This window comes from Paractinoplanes ferrugineus (genome assembly GCF_016862195.1).
Lineage (GTDB): Bacteria > Actinomycetota > Actinomycetes > Mycobacteriales > Micromonosporaceae > Actinoplanes > Actinoplanes ferrugineus.
The window spans coordinates 23,444-38,925 of sequence record NZ_BOMM01000068.1; the positions used below are offsets into that span (position 1 = coordinate 23,444).

The 15,482-nt window shown below is 69.9% G+C and carries 14 protein-coding genes; 5 read left to right on the forward strand and 9 right to left on the reverse strand.

Annotation, left to right across the window (positions count from 1 at the left end; genetic code table 11):
• Positions 1-36: 36 nt before the first annotated feature.
• From Afe05nite_RS36645 to Afe05nite_RS36660, 4 genes are all read right to left on the reverse strand, one after another.
• The gene (locus Afe05nite_RS36645; protein WP_203821902.1) at positions 37-597 is read right to left on the reverse strand and encodes a PadR family transcriptional regulator; all 561 of its coding nucleotides are present in this window, start codon (positions 595-597) and stop codon (positions 37-39) included.
• A gap of 855 nt (positions 598-1,452) precedes the next feature.
• Positions 1,453-2,352: an ATP-grasp domain-containing protein gene (locus Afe05nite_RS36650; RefSeq protein WP_203821917.1), complete on the reverse strand. Its 900-nt coding sequence runs from the start codon at positions 2,350-2,352 to the stop codon at positions 1,453-1,455.
• 2 nt (positions 2,353-2,354) lie between these two features.
• Positions 2,355-2,648, reverse strand: a complete 294-nt coding sequence (locus Afe05nite_RS36655; protein WP_203821903.1) for a hypothetical protein — start codon at positions 2,646-2,648, stop codon at positions 2,355-2,357.
• A gap of 183 nt (positions 2,649-2,831) precedes the next feature.
• Positions 2,832-3,773 (reverse strand): heme o synthase, encoded by a 942-nt coding sequence (locus tag Afe05nite_RS36660; protein ID WP_203821918.1) that lies wholly within the window; start codon positions 3,771-3,773, stop codon positions 2,832-2,834.
• Positions 3,774-4,032: 259 nt separating this feature from the next.
• Between Afe05nite_RS36660 and tkt the strand changes: the two genes are divergently transcribed.
• The 5 genes from tkt (at position 4,033) to pgl (ending at position 10,770) form a co-directional block, all read left to right on the forward strand.
• The gene (gene tkt, locus Afe05nite_RS36665; RefSeq protein ID WP_203821904.1) at positions 4,033-6,162 is read left to right on the forward strand and encodes a transketolase; all 2,130 of its coding nucleotides are present in this window, start codon (positions 4,033-4,035) and stop codon (positions 6,160-6,162) included.
• A gap of 52 nt (positions 6,163-6,214) precedes the next feature.
• Positions 6,215-7,351, forward strand: coding sequence for a transaldolase (tal, locus tag Afe05nite_RS36670; protein ID WP_203821905.1), 1,137 nt, complete (start codon positions 6,215-6,217; stop codon positions 7,349-7,351).
• 74 nt (positions 7,352-7,425) lie between these two features.
• Positions 7,426-8,943, forward strand: a complete 1,518-nt coding sequence (gene zwf / locus Afe05nite_RS36675) for a glucose-6-phosphate dehydrogenase (protein WP_203821906.1) — start codon at positions 7,426-7,428, stop codon at positions 8,941-8,943.
• A gap of 16 nt (positions 8,944-8,959) precedes the next feature.
• Positions 8,960-9,976, forward strand: a complete 1,017-nt coding sequence (locus Afe05nite_RS36680; RefSeq protein ID WP_203821907.1) for a glucose-6-phosphate dehydrogenase assembly protein OpcA — start codon at positions 8,960-8,962, stop codon at positions 9,974-9,976.
• Between the two features lie 71 nt (positions 9,977-10,047).
• Positions 10,048-10,770 (forward strand): 6-phosphogluconolactonase, encoded by a 723-nt coding sequence (pgl, locus tag Afe05nite_RS36685; RefSeq protein WP_203821908.1) that lies wholly within the window; start codon positions 10,048-10,050, stop codon positions 10,768-10,770.
• Here the strand turns inward: pgl and Afe05nite_RS36690 are convergent, their stop codons facing one another.
• The 5 genes from Afe05nite_RS36690 to gap form a co-directional block, all read right to left on the reverse strand.
• Positions 10,771-11,112, reverse strand: a complete 342-nt coding sequence (locus Afe05nite_RS36690) for an RNA polymerase-binding protein RbpA (RefSeq protein ID WP_203821909.1) — start codon at positions 11,110-11,112, stop codon at positions 10,771-10,773.
• A gap of 112 nt (positions 11,113-11,224) precedes the next feature.
• Positions 11,225-11,482: a preprotein translocase subunit SecG gene (gene secG / locus Afe05nite_RS36695; protein ID WP_203807790.1), complete on the reverse strand. Its 258-nt coding sequence runs from the start codon at positions 11,480-11,482 to the stop codon at positions 11,225-11,227.
• A gap of 94 nt (positions 11,483-11,576) precedes the next feature.
• Complete coding sequence (gene tpiA, locus Afe05nite_RS36700) at positions 11,577-12,371, reverse strand: triose-phosphate isomerase (RefSeq protein WP_203821910.1); 795 nt, start codon at positions 12,369-12,371, stop codon at positions 11,577-11,579.
• A gap of 1 nt (position 12,372) precedes the next feature.
• Positions 12,373-13,569: a phosphoglycerate kinase gene (locus Afe05nite_RS36705; RefSeq protein WP_203821911.1), complete on the reverse strand. Its 1,197-nt coding sequence runs from the start codon at positions 13,567-13,569 to the stop codon at positions 12,373-12,375.
• A gap of 6 nt (positions 13,570-13,575) precedes the next feature.
• Entirely contained in the window at positions 13,576-14,571 is a 996-nt protein-coding gene (gene gap / locus Afe05nite_RS36710) for a type I glyceraldehyde-3-phosphate dehydrogenase (protein ID WP_203821912.1), read from the reverse strand.
• Positions 14,572-15,482: the final 911 nt, after the last annotated feature.

Genomic DNA, 15,482 nt, shown 5'->3' on the forward strand with positions numbered 1-15,482 from the left:
ACCGGCACCGTCCGGTCTTCCTGAGGCCGCCGCAGATCACTGACGGGCCTGTCCCGGCCAGGCGAGGTCTCCGCTTTCGACCCGCGGCACCAGGGTGGAGAGCCAGGTGATCTCGTTGTGCAGGACCGTCCGCCAGTACGCGACCTCGATCATCTGGATCTCCGCGAGCTCGGGTGGATCCGGCGGCAGTCGGGTCAGCTCCCGACTCAGTCGCTCGACCCGTTCGGCGAGCACCGCCGCGGCGGTCGCCCGGGGCAGGATGCCGAGGTAGGCGAGGGCCGTCAGAAACGCCGCCGAAGCAGGGGGCCCCTCCCCCAACCCCTCCCCCACCCGGTTCCGGAACAGCTCCAGCCCGGCGGCGGTCAGCTCGTAGACCGTCCGGGCAGGGCGACGCCCTGCCCGTTCCGGGTCTCGGGCCCGCACCAGGTCGGCGCCGGCCAGCGACTTCAGCAGAGTCGTGACACTGCTGCGGGTCCCGGCCAGCAGCGGGTAGCGACCCGCCAGCCGGGCCGCCACGTCGTAGGCGTGCGCCGGCTGCTCGACCAGCAGGCCCAGCATCGGCAGAACAAGTGCGTTCCGCGTCGCGTCCAAAGGCATGCGGTCGACCCTATAGGCGTATACGTCTAAACGCCAACAGGATGGTGCCGGAGAGCCTCGACCGACCCGGCTGACAGCACTGTCCGGGAGTGCGGACCCATCGGGAGCGCCACCTGGTCAGGGTGGGGCCACCGGTGATTCCCGGAGCCGGGCCGGTCGAGAAGGCGGCCGCCGAGGGAGACTTCGCCGGCGGCCGCCACGCTCTATTCCGCGGCTGTCGTGAGGCCTCACTCCTTTCTACTACGCCCGCCGGCGCGCGCTACGACGGCGGGCGCTGCTGCGGATGAACGGTCGATGCCATGGCACTCGGCTCGTCGTCGGACGGCCGGCCACCCGGTGACGAACTGGGCTCAGCCTGCCGGGCGGGGGCGATCAAGGAAGAGAAAATTCGGCGCCTGTGGACGACACGCCGGTTATCCACAGAGGCGGATGAGGGAGGTGCTGGTCAGGGGGATTCGTGATCTCGTTGACAGGGACCCGACCGGCCGAACAGGGACTACAGCGCATGCGGACGAGGGAGCGTGTCGGCGTAGGACGGTTCGGCCCCGGAAAAGAGGACGGCGGGGCGCATGAGCGAGTGGCAGGGGCACGACAGATGCAAGCGAGGCGGGCGGCCGGGCCGAGGCGGGCGAGGGCCACGACAGGGCCGCCGAGTCCGGGCCCGAGAAGGAGGCCGGGGCGGCGGCGCGGGCGAGGCCTGAGCCACCAGCGCGCGAGACGGGGCCGGGGCGGCCGCCGGATGGGCTCCGCGCGGCAGTTGCGCGAGAGGCGCGCTGCGGCCCGGGGGTCGCGGGGAGGTCGCGCTGTGGCGGCGGGGCGGCCCTCGGTCGGCGGGGCGGTGCTCGCCGCGTACTTCTAAAGGCTCTTGAGGATCGTCTCGGCCAGGCGGTCGGCGGCGCCGGGGGCCGAGCGGAGGAAGAAGGAGGGTTCGGTCAGTTCGAGTTCGAGCAGGAGCGGGGTGCCGTCGGGGCCGGGGATGAGGTCGACCCGGGCGTAGAGCAGGGGGCCCAGGTGGGGTGGGACGGCGGCGAGGACCTTGGCGGCGGTGTCCAGTTGGGCCGGGGTGGGGGTGCGGGCACTGATGGTTTCGCTGCCGGGGTTGATCGTGCCGTCGTCGGGGCCGGTGAGCATGGGGCCTTTGCGGGCGGCGTGGCTGAAGCGCAGGGTGCCGTCGGGGCCGGCGAAGTAGAGCAGGGCGGTCTCGCCGGCGGTGTCCACGGCGGAGAGGTAGGGCTGGATCATCGCGGTGCGCCCGGCCGCGGTCAGTCTGGTGACGTGCGCGGTGGCCAGGTCGGCCTGGGCCGGCAGCGCGTAGCGGCCGGTGTCCTGGCTGCCGGCGCTGATGGTGGGTTTGACCACCCATTCGCCGGCGGACGGTGGGGTCCAGGTCTCGCCGGGGGCGACGTAGGCGGTCGGGGTGACCGGGGCGCCGGCGAGGTCGTCCAGGTAGCGCTTGTCGGTGTTCCATTCGACCACCGCCGCCGGGTTGTGCAGCCGCGGCACCGTGTGGGCCCAGGCGACGAACTCGTCGCGGCGGGGCACGTAGTCCCAGGGGGAGCGCAGGACGACGAGGTGGTAGGCGGGCCAGTCGGCGGCCGGGTCGTCCCAGCGGACGGCGTCCACGATGGCGCCGCGGGCCTGCAGGGCGTCGCGCAGCGGGAGGTCGTCGTCGTAGAGGGCCGGAAAAAGAGCACAGGTGACGAGAGCGACCCGGGATTGATCCCGGGTCGCTGGGGCAGGAAGGGACGGGGACAAGATCAGCGGGCCATGCTCCGGCGCGACATCGAGCGCCACAGGTCGTTGCTGGGGCGCATCTGATCCATGAGTTCGCGCTCCCACTCGTTCTCCACTTCGACGCCGGCGTCGTCACACGCCTTGCGAGCGATGTCGGTGCCGTCGGCGAACTGGTCGGACCACTCGCCGTCCTGGCCGACGAGGACGATGCGGGCGCCACGCTTGCCGACGTACTCAATAACCGCTTTCGCGCCCCCGTGGCCGGCGGCGAAGGATTTGATCCCCGCGGTCAGTGTCGTATCGGAACCTTGAGCCATGACGGGAAGAGTAAGCACGTTTGCTGGCGGAGCCGGCATGGCTGGTTGCCTTTTGTGACGACAATAACCAGGGGGTTTACCTGCTGGACTCATTGCTATGGGCGGATTACGCCCGAATTGTCCGCATCAACAGGTTTCCATCGACAGAGTGATAAGCCGTTACCTTTATAACCGACAAAACGGTCAAATCAGGGCGTCGACCGCGACCGCGATGAAGAGGATCGTCAGGTACGTGATGGACCAGTGGAACAGCCGCATCGGCTTGGCCGGCCCGCCCTTGCGGGTGCGGTTGACGAGCAGGAGCGCCTCGCCGAGGAAGAGCGCCCCGGTGACGATCGCGGTGCCGCCGTAGATCGGGCCGAGCCCCAGCGGCCAGGCCGCCAGCGAGGCGACCACGGTGAGGACCGTGTAGAGCACGATCTCGAAGTTGACCCGGCCCACGGAGCGCACGACCGGCAGCATCGGGACGTTGGCGCGGGCGTAGTCGTCCTTGTACTTGATGGCGAGTGCGTAGAAGTGCGGCATCTGCCAAAAGAAGACAACGGCGAAAAGCGCCCATCCCAGCGGGGCCACCGTGCCGGTGACCGCGGCCCAGCCGATGATCACCGGGGCCGCTCCGCAGATGCCGCCCCAGAAGGTGTTGGCGGGCGTGCGGCGCTTGAGCCACATCGTGTAGACGATGTCGTAGTAGAAGATGGCGGCCGCGGTCAGCGCCGTGGCGAGCCAGTTGCTGAAGACCGCCATCAGCGCCACGGAGATCACCGCGAGGGTCAGGCCGAAGATCAGCACCGCCCGCGGGGTCACGCTGTGTGCCGGGAGCGGGCGCCGCTTGGTGCGCCGCATCAGCTGGTCGATGTCCCGGTCGATGTAGCAGTTGAGCGCGCTCGCCGCGCCACCCGCGAGACCGCCGCCCACCAGCACCACGGCGAGGGTGGACAGGTCGGGCCACCCACCGGACGCGAGCATCAGCGTGGGCACCGCGGTGACCAGGAGAAGCTCGACGATCTGCGGTTTGGTGAGCGCCAGATAGGCGCGGAACACGGCGAACGGAGCGCGGCGGGTCTCGGTGCGGGCCGCCGAAGCGGCGCCGGGCGCCCGTCCGGGGACGGGACGCTCGGTGATCATGCTCACGGACTGCCACCCTCCGGCATCGGCACTAGCCAACTCACGACCATTGCCGGCTGTAGCCGGCGGCACGCTCGGACAGCCTACGCGCAGTCGAATGCGCTGCTCCGGCGACCCGGGGCCGAGGGCGGTCGGCGCACGTGGCGTGTCCGCTCTCAGCGTATGGGCCTGAGGCGTTCCCCCGGCGCGGGTTTACCGCAAGTGGATAGGGTCAACCTAGAAAAGGCTTCCTAATTCATGCCCGAGGAGCAAAACCGACGTGGCTGCCACAGATCCTGCTCTCCATTGGTCCGACCTAGACCGTAAAGCGGTGGACACCGTCCGGGTCCTGGCGATGGACGCCGTCGAGAAATCCGGCAACGGTCACCCCGGTACGGCCATGAGCCTCGCGCCTGCCGCCTACCTGCTGTTCAACCGGGTCATGCGGCACGACCCGACCGACCCGCACTGGGCCGGACGCGACCGCTTCGTGCTCTCCTGTGGGCACTCCAGCCTCACCCTCTACGTTCAGCTCTACCTCTCCGGCTACGGCCTGGCGCTGGACGATCTGAAGTCGCTGCGCCAGTGGGACTCGCTGACCCCCGGGCACCCGGAGTACGGCCACACCCCCGGCGTCGAGATCACCACCGGCCCGCTGGGCCAGGGCATCGGCAACGCGGTCGGCATGGCGATGGCGGCCCGCCGCGAGCGCGGCCTGTTCGACCCGGACACCGACGCCGGCAACTCGGTGTTCGACCACCAGGTCTACGCCCTGTGCTCGGACGGCGACATCGAGGAGGGCGTCAGCCACGAGTCGAGCGCCATCGCCGGGGTGCAGAAGCTCGGCAACCTCACGGTGATCTACGACGACAACGAGATCTCCATCGAGGACGACACCCGGATCGCCAAGAACGAGGACGTCGGCGCCCGGTACGCGGCCTACGGCTGGGACGTGCGGCACGTCGACTGGCGCAAGGGCGACCCGGCCGAGGGCGAGTACAACGAGGACGTCGAGGCGCTCTACAAGGAGATCCTCGCCGGGCACAAGGTGACCGACCGGCCGACGTTCATCGTCCTCAAGACGATCATCGGCTACCCGTCGCCGAACAAGCAGAACACCGGCAAGATCCACGGCTCGGCGCTGGGTGCCGACGAGGTCGCCGCCACCAAGAAGGTTCTCGGCTGGGACCCGAACGAGACGTTCGCGGTCGCCGAGGACGTGCTGGCGCACACCCGCGCGGTGTCCGAGCGGGGCCGGGCGGCGCACGCCGAGTGGCAGAAGTCGTTCGACGCGTGGGCCGGCGCCAACGCCGAGGCCAAGAAGCTGTTCGACCGGCTCGAGGCGAAGAAGCTGCCGGAGGGCTGGTTCGACGCCGTCCCGGTGTTCCCGGCCGACGAGAAGGGTCTCGCCACCCGGGCCGCGAGCGGCAAGGTGCTCGACGCGCTCGCGCCGGTGCTGCCGGAGCTGTGGGGCGGTTCGGCCGACCTGGCCGAGAGCAACAACACCACGATGAAGGGCGAGCCGTCGTTCATCCCGGCGGAGTACGCCACCAAGGCGTTCCCGGGCAACGAGTTCGGCCGCACGCTGCACTTCGGCATCCGCGAGCACGGCATGGGCTCGATCCTCAACGGCATCACCGTGCACGGCGGCACCCGCCCGTACGGTGGCACCTTCCTGGTGTTCAGCGACTACATGCGGGGTGCCGTCCGGCTCTCCGCGCTGATGAAGCTGCCGGTCGTCTACGTGTGGACGCACGACTCGATCGGTCTCGGCGAGGACGGCCCGACGCACCAGCCGATCGAGACCGTCTCCGCGCTGCGCGCCATCGTCGGCCTCGACGTGGTCCGCCCGGCCGACGCCAACGAGACCGCCTGGGCCTGGCGCGGTGCGCTCGAGCACATCGACCGGCCGACCGCGCTCGCGCTGTCCCGGCAGAACCTCCCGACGATCGACCGCGAGAAGTACGCGTCGGCGGAGGGCACCCTCAAGGGCGGCTACATCCTGTCCGAGGCGACCGGCGGCCAGCCGTCGGTGATCCTCATCGGCACCGGCTCCGAGGTGCAGCTCTGCCTCGCCGCCCAGGAGCGCCTGGAGGCCCAGGGCACCCCGACCCGGGTCGTGTCGATGCCGTGCCAGGAGTGGTTCTACGAGCAGGACACCGCCTACCAGCAGGAGGTTCTGCCGCGTGGGGTCAAGGCGCGGGTGACCGTGGAAGCGGGGATCCGGATGAGCTGGGACCGCATCCTCGGTGACGCGGGCGAGCCGGTGAGCATCGAGCACTACGGCGCCAGCGCGCCCGCCAAGATCCTTTTCGAGCAGTTCGGGTTCACCGCGGACAACGTGGTGGCGAAGGCCAACGCCGCCCTGGCCAAGGTCGGCGCGATCACCGGTCACAAGACCGGCAACTGAGCTGACCAAGGCGGCTTCGCGCAAAGCGACGCCACAAGAAAGAGGAGTACGCATGACCGACAGGCTGGCCGAGCTTTCCGCCCAAGGTGTGGCGGTCTGGCTCGACGATCTCTCCCGCGTCCGCCTTACCACCGGTTCCCTCGACAAGCTGCGCCGTGAGCAGCACGTCGTCGGGGTGACCACCAACCCGAGCATCTTCCAGAAGGCCCTGTCCGACGCGGACGCCTACGACTCGCAGCTGCGTGACCTGGCGGCGCAGAAGGTCACGGTCGAGGAGGCCGTGCGCCTGATGACGGCCAGGGACGTCCGGGCCGCGTGCGACGTGATGCGCCCCGAGTACGACCGGTCGAACGGCGTCGACGGCCGGGTCTCGATCGAGGTCGACCCGCGCAAGGCGCACGAGACCGCGAGCACCGTGGCCGAGGCCAAGACCCTGTGGTGGCTCGTCGACCGGGAGAACCTCTACATCAAGATCCCGGCGACCCTGGCGGGTCTGCCGGCGATCACCGCCACCCTGGCCGAAGGCATCAGCGTGAACGTGACGCTGATCTTCTCGCTGGAGCGCTACCGGGCGGTCATGGAGGCGTTCCTGGCCGGTCTCGAGCAGGCCAAGGCCAACGGCCACGACCTGTCCAAGATCGGTTCGGTGGCGTCGTTCTTCGTCTCCCGGGTGGACTCCGAGGTCGACAAGCGGCTCGACAAGATCGGCTCGGACGAGGCGAAGTCGCTCAAGGGCAAGGCCGCCATCGCCAACGCCCAGCTGGCGTACGAGGCGTACAAGGAGGTCTTCGGCACCGACCGGTGGAAGGCCCTCGAGTCGGCCGGCGCCCAGGCACAGCGTCCGCTGTGGGCGTCCACGTCGACGAAGAGCCCCGAGTTCAAGGACACGATCTACGTCGAGGAACTGATCGCTCCCGGGACGGTCAACACCATGCCCGAGTCCGTGATCTTCGCGTACGAGGACCACGGTGACACCCGTGGCGACACCGTGTCCGGCTCGTTCGACGCCGCCAAGAAGGTCATGACCGACCTGGCCGGTGTGGGCATCGACTTCAACGACGTCGTCAAGGTCCTCGAGGACGAGGGCGTCGACAAGTTCGAGGTCAGCTGGAAGGAACTGCTCGAGGGCGTCGACAAGTCGCTGAAGGCGGCCGCTGCCGGCTCCGGCAGCCCGAGCGACGCGGCCTGATTCCCCGCTGCGGCCCGCGGGCGAAAACCCGCGGGCCCCGGCATCTTCACCCGAGAACTGGCAGGATGGATCACGTGGGCAATCCGCTGCGTACCGCACAGGACCGCAGGCTCCCGCGCATCCCGGAGCCCTGTGCTCTGGTGATCTTCGGAGTCACCGGTGACCTGTCTCGAAAGAAGCTCATCCCGGCCGTCTACGATCTGGCCAACCGCGGTCTCCTGCCACCCGGTTTCGTGGTTCTGGGCTTCGCCCGCCGCGACTGGGGGGACGGCGACTTCGAGTCCCTGGCCCTGGAATCGGCGAAGAAGGGTGCCCGGACCCCGTGGCGTGAGGACGTCTGGCAGCGACTCGCCAGCCAGTTCCAGTTCGTGCCCGGCTCGTTCGACGACGACGAAGCGTTCGACAACCTCGCCGAGACCCTCGACGACCTGCGCGAACGCAACGGCATCCCGGGCAACGCCGCCTTCTACTTCTCGATCCCGCCGGCCGCGTTCCCGCTGGTGCTCAACCAGCTGGCCCGCACCGGGATGGCCGACAACGCCAAGTCCGGTGGCTGGCGCCGGGTCGTGGTCGAGAAACCGTTCGGCAACGACCTGCAGACGGCGATCGCGCTCAACCAGCTGGTCGACGAGGTCTTCACCCCGGAGGACGTCTACCGCATCGACCACTACCTCGGCAAGGAGACGGTCCAGAACATCCTGGCCCTGCGCTTCGCGAACAGCCTGTTCGAGCCGGTGTGGAACTCGAAATACGTCGACAGTGTCCAGATCACCATGGCCGAGGACGTCGGCATCGGCACCCGGGCGGCGTTCTACGACGCGTCCGGTGCGGCCCGCGACGTGATGCAGAACCATCTGTTGCAGCTGCTGGCGCTGGTGGCGATGGAGGAGCCGACGAGCTTCGACCCGAACGACATCCGGGCCGAGAAGCTCAAGGTGCTCAAGGCGATCTCGCTGCCGCGGGACATCGCCACCGGCACGACCCGCGGGCAGTACCTTCCCGGCTGGGTGGCGGGCGAACGTGCCGTCGGCTACCTGGAGGAGAAGAACATCCCGGCCGACTCCACCACGGAGACGTACGCGGCGGTCCGGCTGGGCATCCAGAACCGGCGCTGGGCCGAGGTGCCGTTCTACGTGCGGGTCGGCAAACGGATGCCGCGCCGGGTGACCGAGATCGCGATCCTGTTCAAGCGGGCGCCGCACCTGCCGTTCGACCCCGCCGACGTGGAGATGCTGGGCAACAACCAGCTGGTCATCCGGGTCCAGCCGGACGAGGGCGTGGTGCTCAAGTTCGGCTCCAAGGTGCCGGGCACGGCCATGGAGGTCCGCGACATCGCGATGGACTTCCAGTACGGCGAGGCCTTCACCGAGTCCAGCCCGGAGGCGTACGAGCGGCTCATCCTCGATGTGCTGGTCGGCGACCGCACCCTGTTCCCGGACGCCGCCGAGATCGAGCAGTCCTGGCGGGTCGTCGACCCGCTGGAGGCGGCCTGGGCGGGCACCAAGCCGGAGCCGTACCGCGCCGGCGAGTGGGGCCCGCGCGCGTCCGACGAGATGCTGGCCCGCGAGGGTCGCGCCTGGCGGCGGGCCTGATGGATAGGGGAACGAAATGATCGGCTTGTGGGACACCAACGGCAACGAGGTCATCAAGGCCCTCGCGGCCGAGCGGCGCAGTGCCGGCGGCGTGGCCTCCGGCCTCGCCCTGACCCTGGTCGCCGTGGTGGAGGAGAAGAAGGTCCGGGAGGCCGAGGCGGCCGCGACGATCGCCGCCGCCGCGCACCCCTGCCGGCTTCTCATCGTGGTCCGCTCCGACATGGAGGGCCGCAGCCGCCTCGACGCCGAGATCGTCGTGGGTGGCCGGCTCGGCCCGGCCGAGGCGGTCGTCATGCGGATGTACGGTCGTCTCGCGCTGCACGCCGAGTCGGTCGTCATGCCGCTGCTCGCCCCGGACGTCCCGGTGGTCACCTGGTGGCACCAGGAGCCGCCGGACATGATCGCCAACGACTTCCTGGGCGTCGTGGCCGACCGGCGCATCACCGACTGCGCGCAGGCACCCGACCCGGTGGCGGCGCTGCGCCAGCGGGCGGCCGACTACGCCCCCGGCGACACCGACCTCACCTGGACCCGCATCACGCTGTGGCGCACCCTGGTGGCCGGCGCCTTCGACACCACCGACGAGCGGGTCATCGGCGCCACCATCGTCGCGCCGGAGAAGGACCCGACGGCCTGGCTGATGAAGGGCTGGCTGCAGTCCCGCCTCGGCATCGAGCCGAAGCTGGAGGCCTCCGACCGCTCCCCGCGGATGCACTCGGTGGAGCTGCAGTGCGCCAACGGCGACTGCGTGCGGGTGACCCGCGAGGAGAACACCGCGCTGTTCAGCCGCACCGGCCAGGAGGACCGCTACATGCCGTTGCCGAAGCGGCCGGTCGGTGACGAACTGGCTGAGGAGCTGCGCCGGCTCGACGCCGACCAGATCTACTCGGAGGCCCTGGGCGCCATGGCCGGGGCCACCGGGCTCGACCACAAGCCGCCCATGCGGGTGCACGTGTGGAAGGACCCGGCGCTCGCCGCCCGCGCGGGCGAGGAGGCCGGCGCCATGGCCGGTCCCGGCGGCACCGCCGCCTGACACCCCCGGTAAATCGAAGCAGGGCCGCCCGCCGTCGCCGGTGGGCGGCCCTTCCGCCTTAGGAGGCGTAAGTGAGCAAGTCCCTGGTCGTGGTGGTACCCGACGCCGACGTGCTGGCCGCGACCGTCGCGTCCCGGCTGATCGCGAAGATCGTCGACGCGCAGGCCGACCGCGGCACGGCGAGCGTCGTCCTGACCGGCGGCCGGATCGCCAAGAAGGTCCTGGAGACCGTCAAGGACGCACCGGAGGCGGCCGCGATCGACTGGTCGCAGGTCGACCTGTGGTGGGGGGACGAGCGGTTCCTGCCGGCCGGTGACGCCGAACGCAACGAGACCCAGGCCCGCGCGGCGCTGCTCGACGCGCTACCGCTCGACCCGGCCAAGGTGCACGCCATGCCGGCCGACGGGGGCCAGACGCCGGAGGCCGCGGCGGCGGCGTACGCCGCCGAGCTCGGCGACCCGCTGCCCCCGTTCGACGTGCTGATGCTGGGCGTCGGCGAGGACGGCCACGTGGCGTCGCTCTTCCCGGACCACCCGGTGCTGAACGAGACCGGTACGACGGCGGCCGTGCACAACAGCCCGAAGCCGCCGCCGAACCGGGTCACGCTGACCATGTCGACGATCCGGACCGCCGACGAGGTGTGGCTGATCGCCGCCGGTCCCGACAAGACCACGTCGGTGGGTGCCGCCCTGAACGGCGACAAGAGCAGGCCCGCCGCCCACGCGACCGGTGTCAGCCGCACCTACTGGCTGCTCGACCGGGCCGCCGCGGCGGACGTGACGACCCGCCGATAGTTACTCGCCGCGGCGCTGGCGCACCTTGGCCAGCGCCTCGGCGAGAATCTTGGCGCCGTCCTCGTCGCTGCGGCGTTCCTTGACGTACGCGAGATGCGACTTGTAGGGCTCGGCGCGGAGCCGCCCCGGCGGGTTCTCCCCGTCGAGGCCCGCCGGCTGGCCGCACCGCGGGCAGTCCCACGTGTCGGGGGCGGGGGCCTCGGCGGAGAACTTGATCTGGCTGGCGTGGCCGGCCGCGCAGAAGTAGGTAACCTCCCGGCGCGGGGCGGGCTCGCTGCGTTCGTCGGGTCGCATGGGGCTGGACCCGACACGACTTCCGCGGATCGCACTGCCACTGGACACGGACGTCACTCCGTTCTCGAGGGCGTTGTGAAAAGTCTGAAATATGGCGGTAAAAACACCGCGCGCCCGGGAGCACCGGACGCGCGACGGATTCTACGACTAAAGGTGACGGTCAGCTAGCAGGCAGGGCCAGGCGCAGCCACAGCCCGAGACCGACGATGCAGGCGAACCAGACGATACCCACGAGAACGGTGTAGCGGTCGAGGTTCTTCTCCGCCACCGAGGAACCGGCGAGGCTGGAGCTGACGCCACCGCCGAACATGCTCGACATGCCGCCGCCCTTGCCGCGGTGCAGCAGGATCAGCAGGGTCAGCACAAGGCTGGTGAGCACCAGCAACACGATCATCGTGTACGCGAACCACATCGGCATGATCGGGTCATTCCTCTCGAAGGACAGACAGCGCCCCAAACAATAGCCGGTGCCCGGCCGCCGATCGCGACCGGGCACCGTCAGTTCCGGACCCTCAGCGGGCCACGTGCTCCTTGAAGCGCACGATGGAGGTGAATTCCTCCGCCTCCAGCGAAGCGCCGCCCACCAGCACACCGTCGACGTCCGGCTGCGCCATGATCGAGGCGATGTTGGCGGCCTTGACCGAACCGCCGTACTGGATGCGCACGGCCTCGCCGATCTCGGCGCCGTACTTCTCGCTGATCGCGGCACGCAGGGCCTTGCAGACCTCCTGCGCGTCGTCCGGGGTGGCGGTCTTGCCGGTGCCGATCGCCCAGACCGGCTCGTACGCCACGACGACCTGCTTGACCTGCTCGGGCTTGAGCCCGGTCAGGCCGGCCAGCACCTGGTTGGTGCAGTGCTGGACGTGGGTGCCCTCCTCGCGGGTCACCAGGCCCTCACCGACGCAGAGGATCGGCGTGATCTCGTTCGCGAAGGCCGCCTTCACCTTCGCGTTGACCAGCGTGTCGTCCTCGTCATGGTATTCGCGGCGCTCGGAGTGACCGGCCAGCACGTAGGAGACGCCCAGCTTCGACAGCATCGAACCGGAGATCTCCCCGGTGTAGGCGCCCTTGACGTGCTGGGAGATGTCCTGCGCGCCGTAGCCGAGCTGCAGCTTGTCGCCCTCGATCGCCGTCTGCACACTGCGCAGGTCGGTGAACGGCGGCAGCACGACGACCTCGACCTCGGTCAGCTGCTTCTCGTTGAGGCCCGCGGCCAGTTTCTGCACCAGGAGAATCGCCTCGAAGTGGTTGAGGTTCATCTTCCAGTTACCGGCCACGATCGGGCGCCGGGGGGTCGGCTCGGTCATGTCACTTCTCCAGGGCTTCGACGCCGGGCAGCTTCTTGCCCTCGAGGTATTCCAGCGAGGCGCCACCACCGGTGGAGATGTGCCCGAACGCGGTTTCGTCGAGGCCGAGGGTACGCACGGCCGCGGCCGAGTCGCCCCCGCCGACCACGGAGAACCCGTCGATCTTGGTGATGGCCTCGGCGACGCCCCGGGTGCCGGCCGCGAACGGCGCGAGCTCGAAGACGCCCATCGGGCCGTTCCAGAAGACGGTCCGCGCGGACGAGACGGCGTCGGCGAACAGCGCGACCGACTTCGGCCCGATGTCCAGACCGAGCCGGTCGGCCGGGATGTCCGAGATGTCGACGACGTCGTGCGCGGCGTCGGCCGAGAACTCGGCGGCGGCCACGACGTCGACCGGCAGCACGATCCGGCCGTCGGCCGCGGCGAGCAGGTCGGCGCAGGTGGAGATCATCTCTTCCTCGAGAAGAGACTTGCCGACCTCGTGGCCCTGAGCCTTCAGGAACGTGAAGCACATGCCGCCGCCGACGAGCAGCTTGTCGACCTTCGGCAGCAGCGCCTTGATCACGGCGAGCTTGTCGGAGACCTTCGAGCCGCCGAGCACGACCACGTAGGGCTGCTCCGGGCTCTCGGACACCTTCCGCAGCACCTCGACCTCGCGCAGGACGAGCCCGCCCGCGTAGTGCGGGAGGATCGCCGGCACGTCGTAGACCGAGGCGTGCTTGCGGTGCACGGCACCGAACGCGTCATCCACGTAGAAGTCGGCGTAGGCCGCCAACTCGGCGGCGAAAGCCGCCCGCGCCGCGTCGTCCTTGGCCGTCTCGCCCTCGTTGAAACGCAGGTTCTCCAGCAGGAGCACCTGGCCGTCCTGGAGAGCTTCGACGGCGGCGGTCGCGGCGGGCCCGACCGTGTCCGAGGCGAAGACGACGTCCGAGCCCAGGAGCTCCGACAGGCGGGTGGCCACGGGGGCGAGCGTGTACTTCGGGTCCGGCGCGCCCTTCGGCCGGCCGAGGTGCGACATCACGATGACGCGGGCACCCGCGTCACGGAGCGCCACCAGGGTCGGCAGCACCGCGCGGGCGCGGCCGTCGTCACTGATGACACCGGGGTGGGCCTTGTCGAACGGGACGTTCAGGTCGGCGCGCACGAGCACGCGCCGACCCGAGACACCCTCGCCGAGCAGGTCGTCGAGAGTCTTCATGAAACGTCAGCCGACCAGCTTGACCAGGTCGACGAGGCGGTTCGAGTAGCCCCACTCGTTGTCGTACCAGCCGACGACCTTGACCTGGTTGCCGATCACCTTGGTGAGGCCGGCGTCGAAGATGCAGGAGGCCGGGTCGGTGACGATGTCCGAGGACACGATCGGGTCCTCGGTGTAGACCAGGATGCCCTTGAGCGGGCCGTCCGCGGCCGCCTTGATCGCGGCGTTGACCTCGTCGACCGAGGTGTCCTTGCTCGCGGTGAAGGTCAGGTCGGTGGCCGAACCGGTCGGGATCGGCACCCGCAGCGCGAAGCCGTCCAGCTTGCCCTTGAGCTCCGGCAGCACCAGGCTGACGGCCTTGGCGGCGCCGGTCGAGGTCGGCACGATGTTCAGGGCGGCGGCGCGGGCGCGACGCAGGTCCTTGTGCGGGCCGTCCTGCAGGTTCTGGTCCTGCGTGTAGGCGTGGATCGTGGTCATCAGGCCACGCTCGATGCCGATCGTGTCGTTGAGCACCTTGGCCATCGGCGCCAGGCAGTTGGTGGTGCAGGACGCGTTCGAGATGATCGTGTGCTTGGCGGCGTCGTACAGACCGTCGTTCACGCCCATCACGATCGTGATGTCCTCGTTCTTGGCCGGCGCCGAGATGATGACCTTCTTGGCCCCGTTGTCGACGTGGGCCTTGGCCTTGGTCGCGTCGGTGAAGAAGCCGGTCGACTCGATGACGACGTCGGCGCCCAGGTCACCCCAGTGCAGGTTGGCCGGGTCACGCTCGGCGAACGCCTTGAAGGTCTTGCCCGCGACGGTGATCTCGTCGGCGGTGGCCTTCACCTCGTGCGGCAGGCGGCCCAGGATGCTGTCGTACTTGAGCAGGTGAGCCAGCGTCGCGTTGTCGGTGAGGTCGTTGACGCCGACGATCTCGATGTCCGCGCCGGAAGCCTGAACGGCCCGGAAGAAGTTACGTCCGATACGGCCGAAGCCGTTGATGCCAACCCGGATGGTCACAGGTGGATCTCCTCGTTTCGGTCCGCCGGGTTTCGTCGACCGGCGGAGGGTTTCTGCACGCCGAAATGCTTGGGCACATGGCGTAGGGCGTCCAGCCGCCGCGCTCCCCCAAAAAGGCGGCCCCTGTGAGGAGCGCCGCAGCGAACTGGCGGCGTCACAGCGCGGTCGGCCGAGCTGCCGGCACCGTCGCCGTCAACATCGACCCTATCCGAGCCGTCCGACGCAGGAGAGGCCGGGTGGGTTACCTAACCGTGACTAAGGTCCCGAGCCCAAACTTCATCAGAACCCCCATAAAAGTACGAGTTATGGCAGGTCCCGTGTCACCCCCGCGACCTCCGCGCCCCTCCAGCCCCCAGCGCGCCTCTCGCGCGCGGCGTAACGCAGCGCGATCACCCCGAGACCCACCCCGCCCCACCCCGTCCACCTCCTGCCGTCGCCCCATGCCACCACCCGCTGCCCGCTGCCGCGGCTCCCCCGCCGGCGACACCCCGCCACCCGGCCGACTCCCCCGCTCGCCGAGCGCCGCACCCCTAAGCCGCAGCCCCGCCCCACGCGCGGAAACCGACGTGGATGCGCCTCGGGAGAACCGGATCGGCCACGCCTGACCGGCCAGCCGAGTTGTCCCGCAGGCGGAACCAGCCTGTCCCGCAGGCGGAACCAGCCTGTCCTGCAGGCGGAACCGGCGCGCCCCGCAGACCGAGGCCCTACGCCCCGCAGACCGAGGCCGCACGCCCCCAGACCAAGGCCGCACGCCCCACGGGAAGGACCCAGCACGGTCAACAGGCCGACGCGGCACGGCCCGGGGACCAGACGCGGCACGACCCACAGGCGGACCAGGCCCCGGGATAGAGGACGGAGACGGCACGGCCCACGAGTGGAAGCAACCGCGCGCCCACAGGAGGAACCGGCGT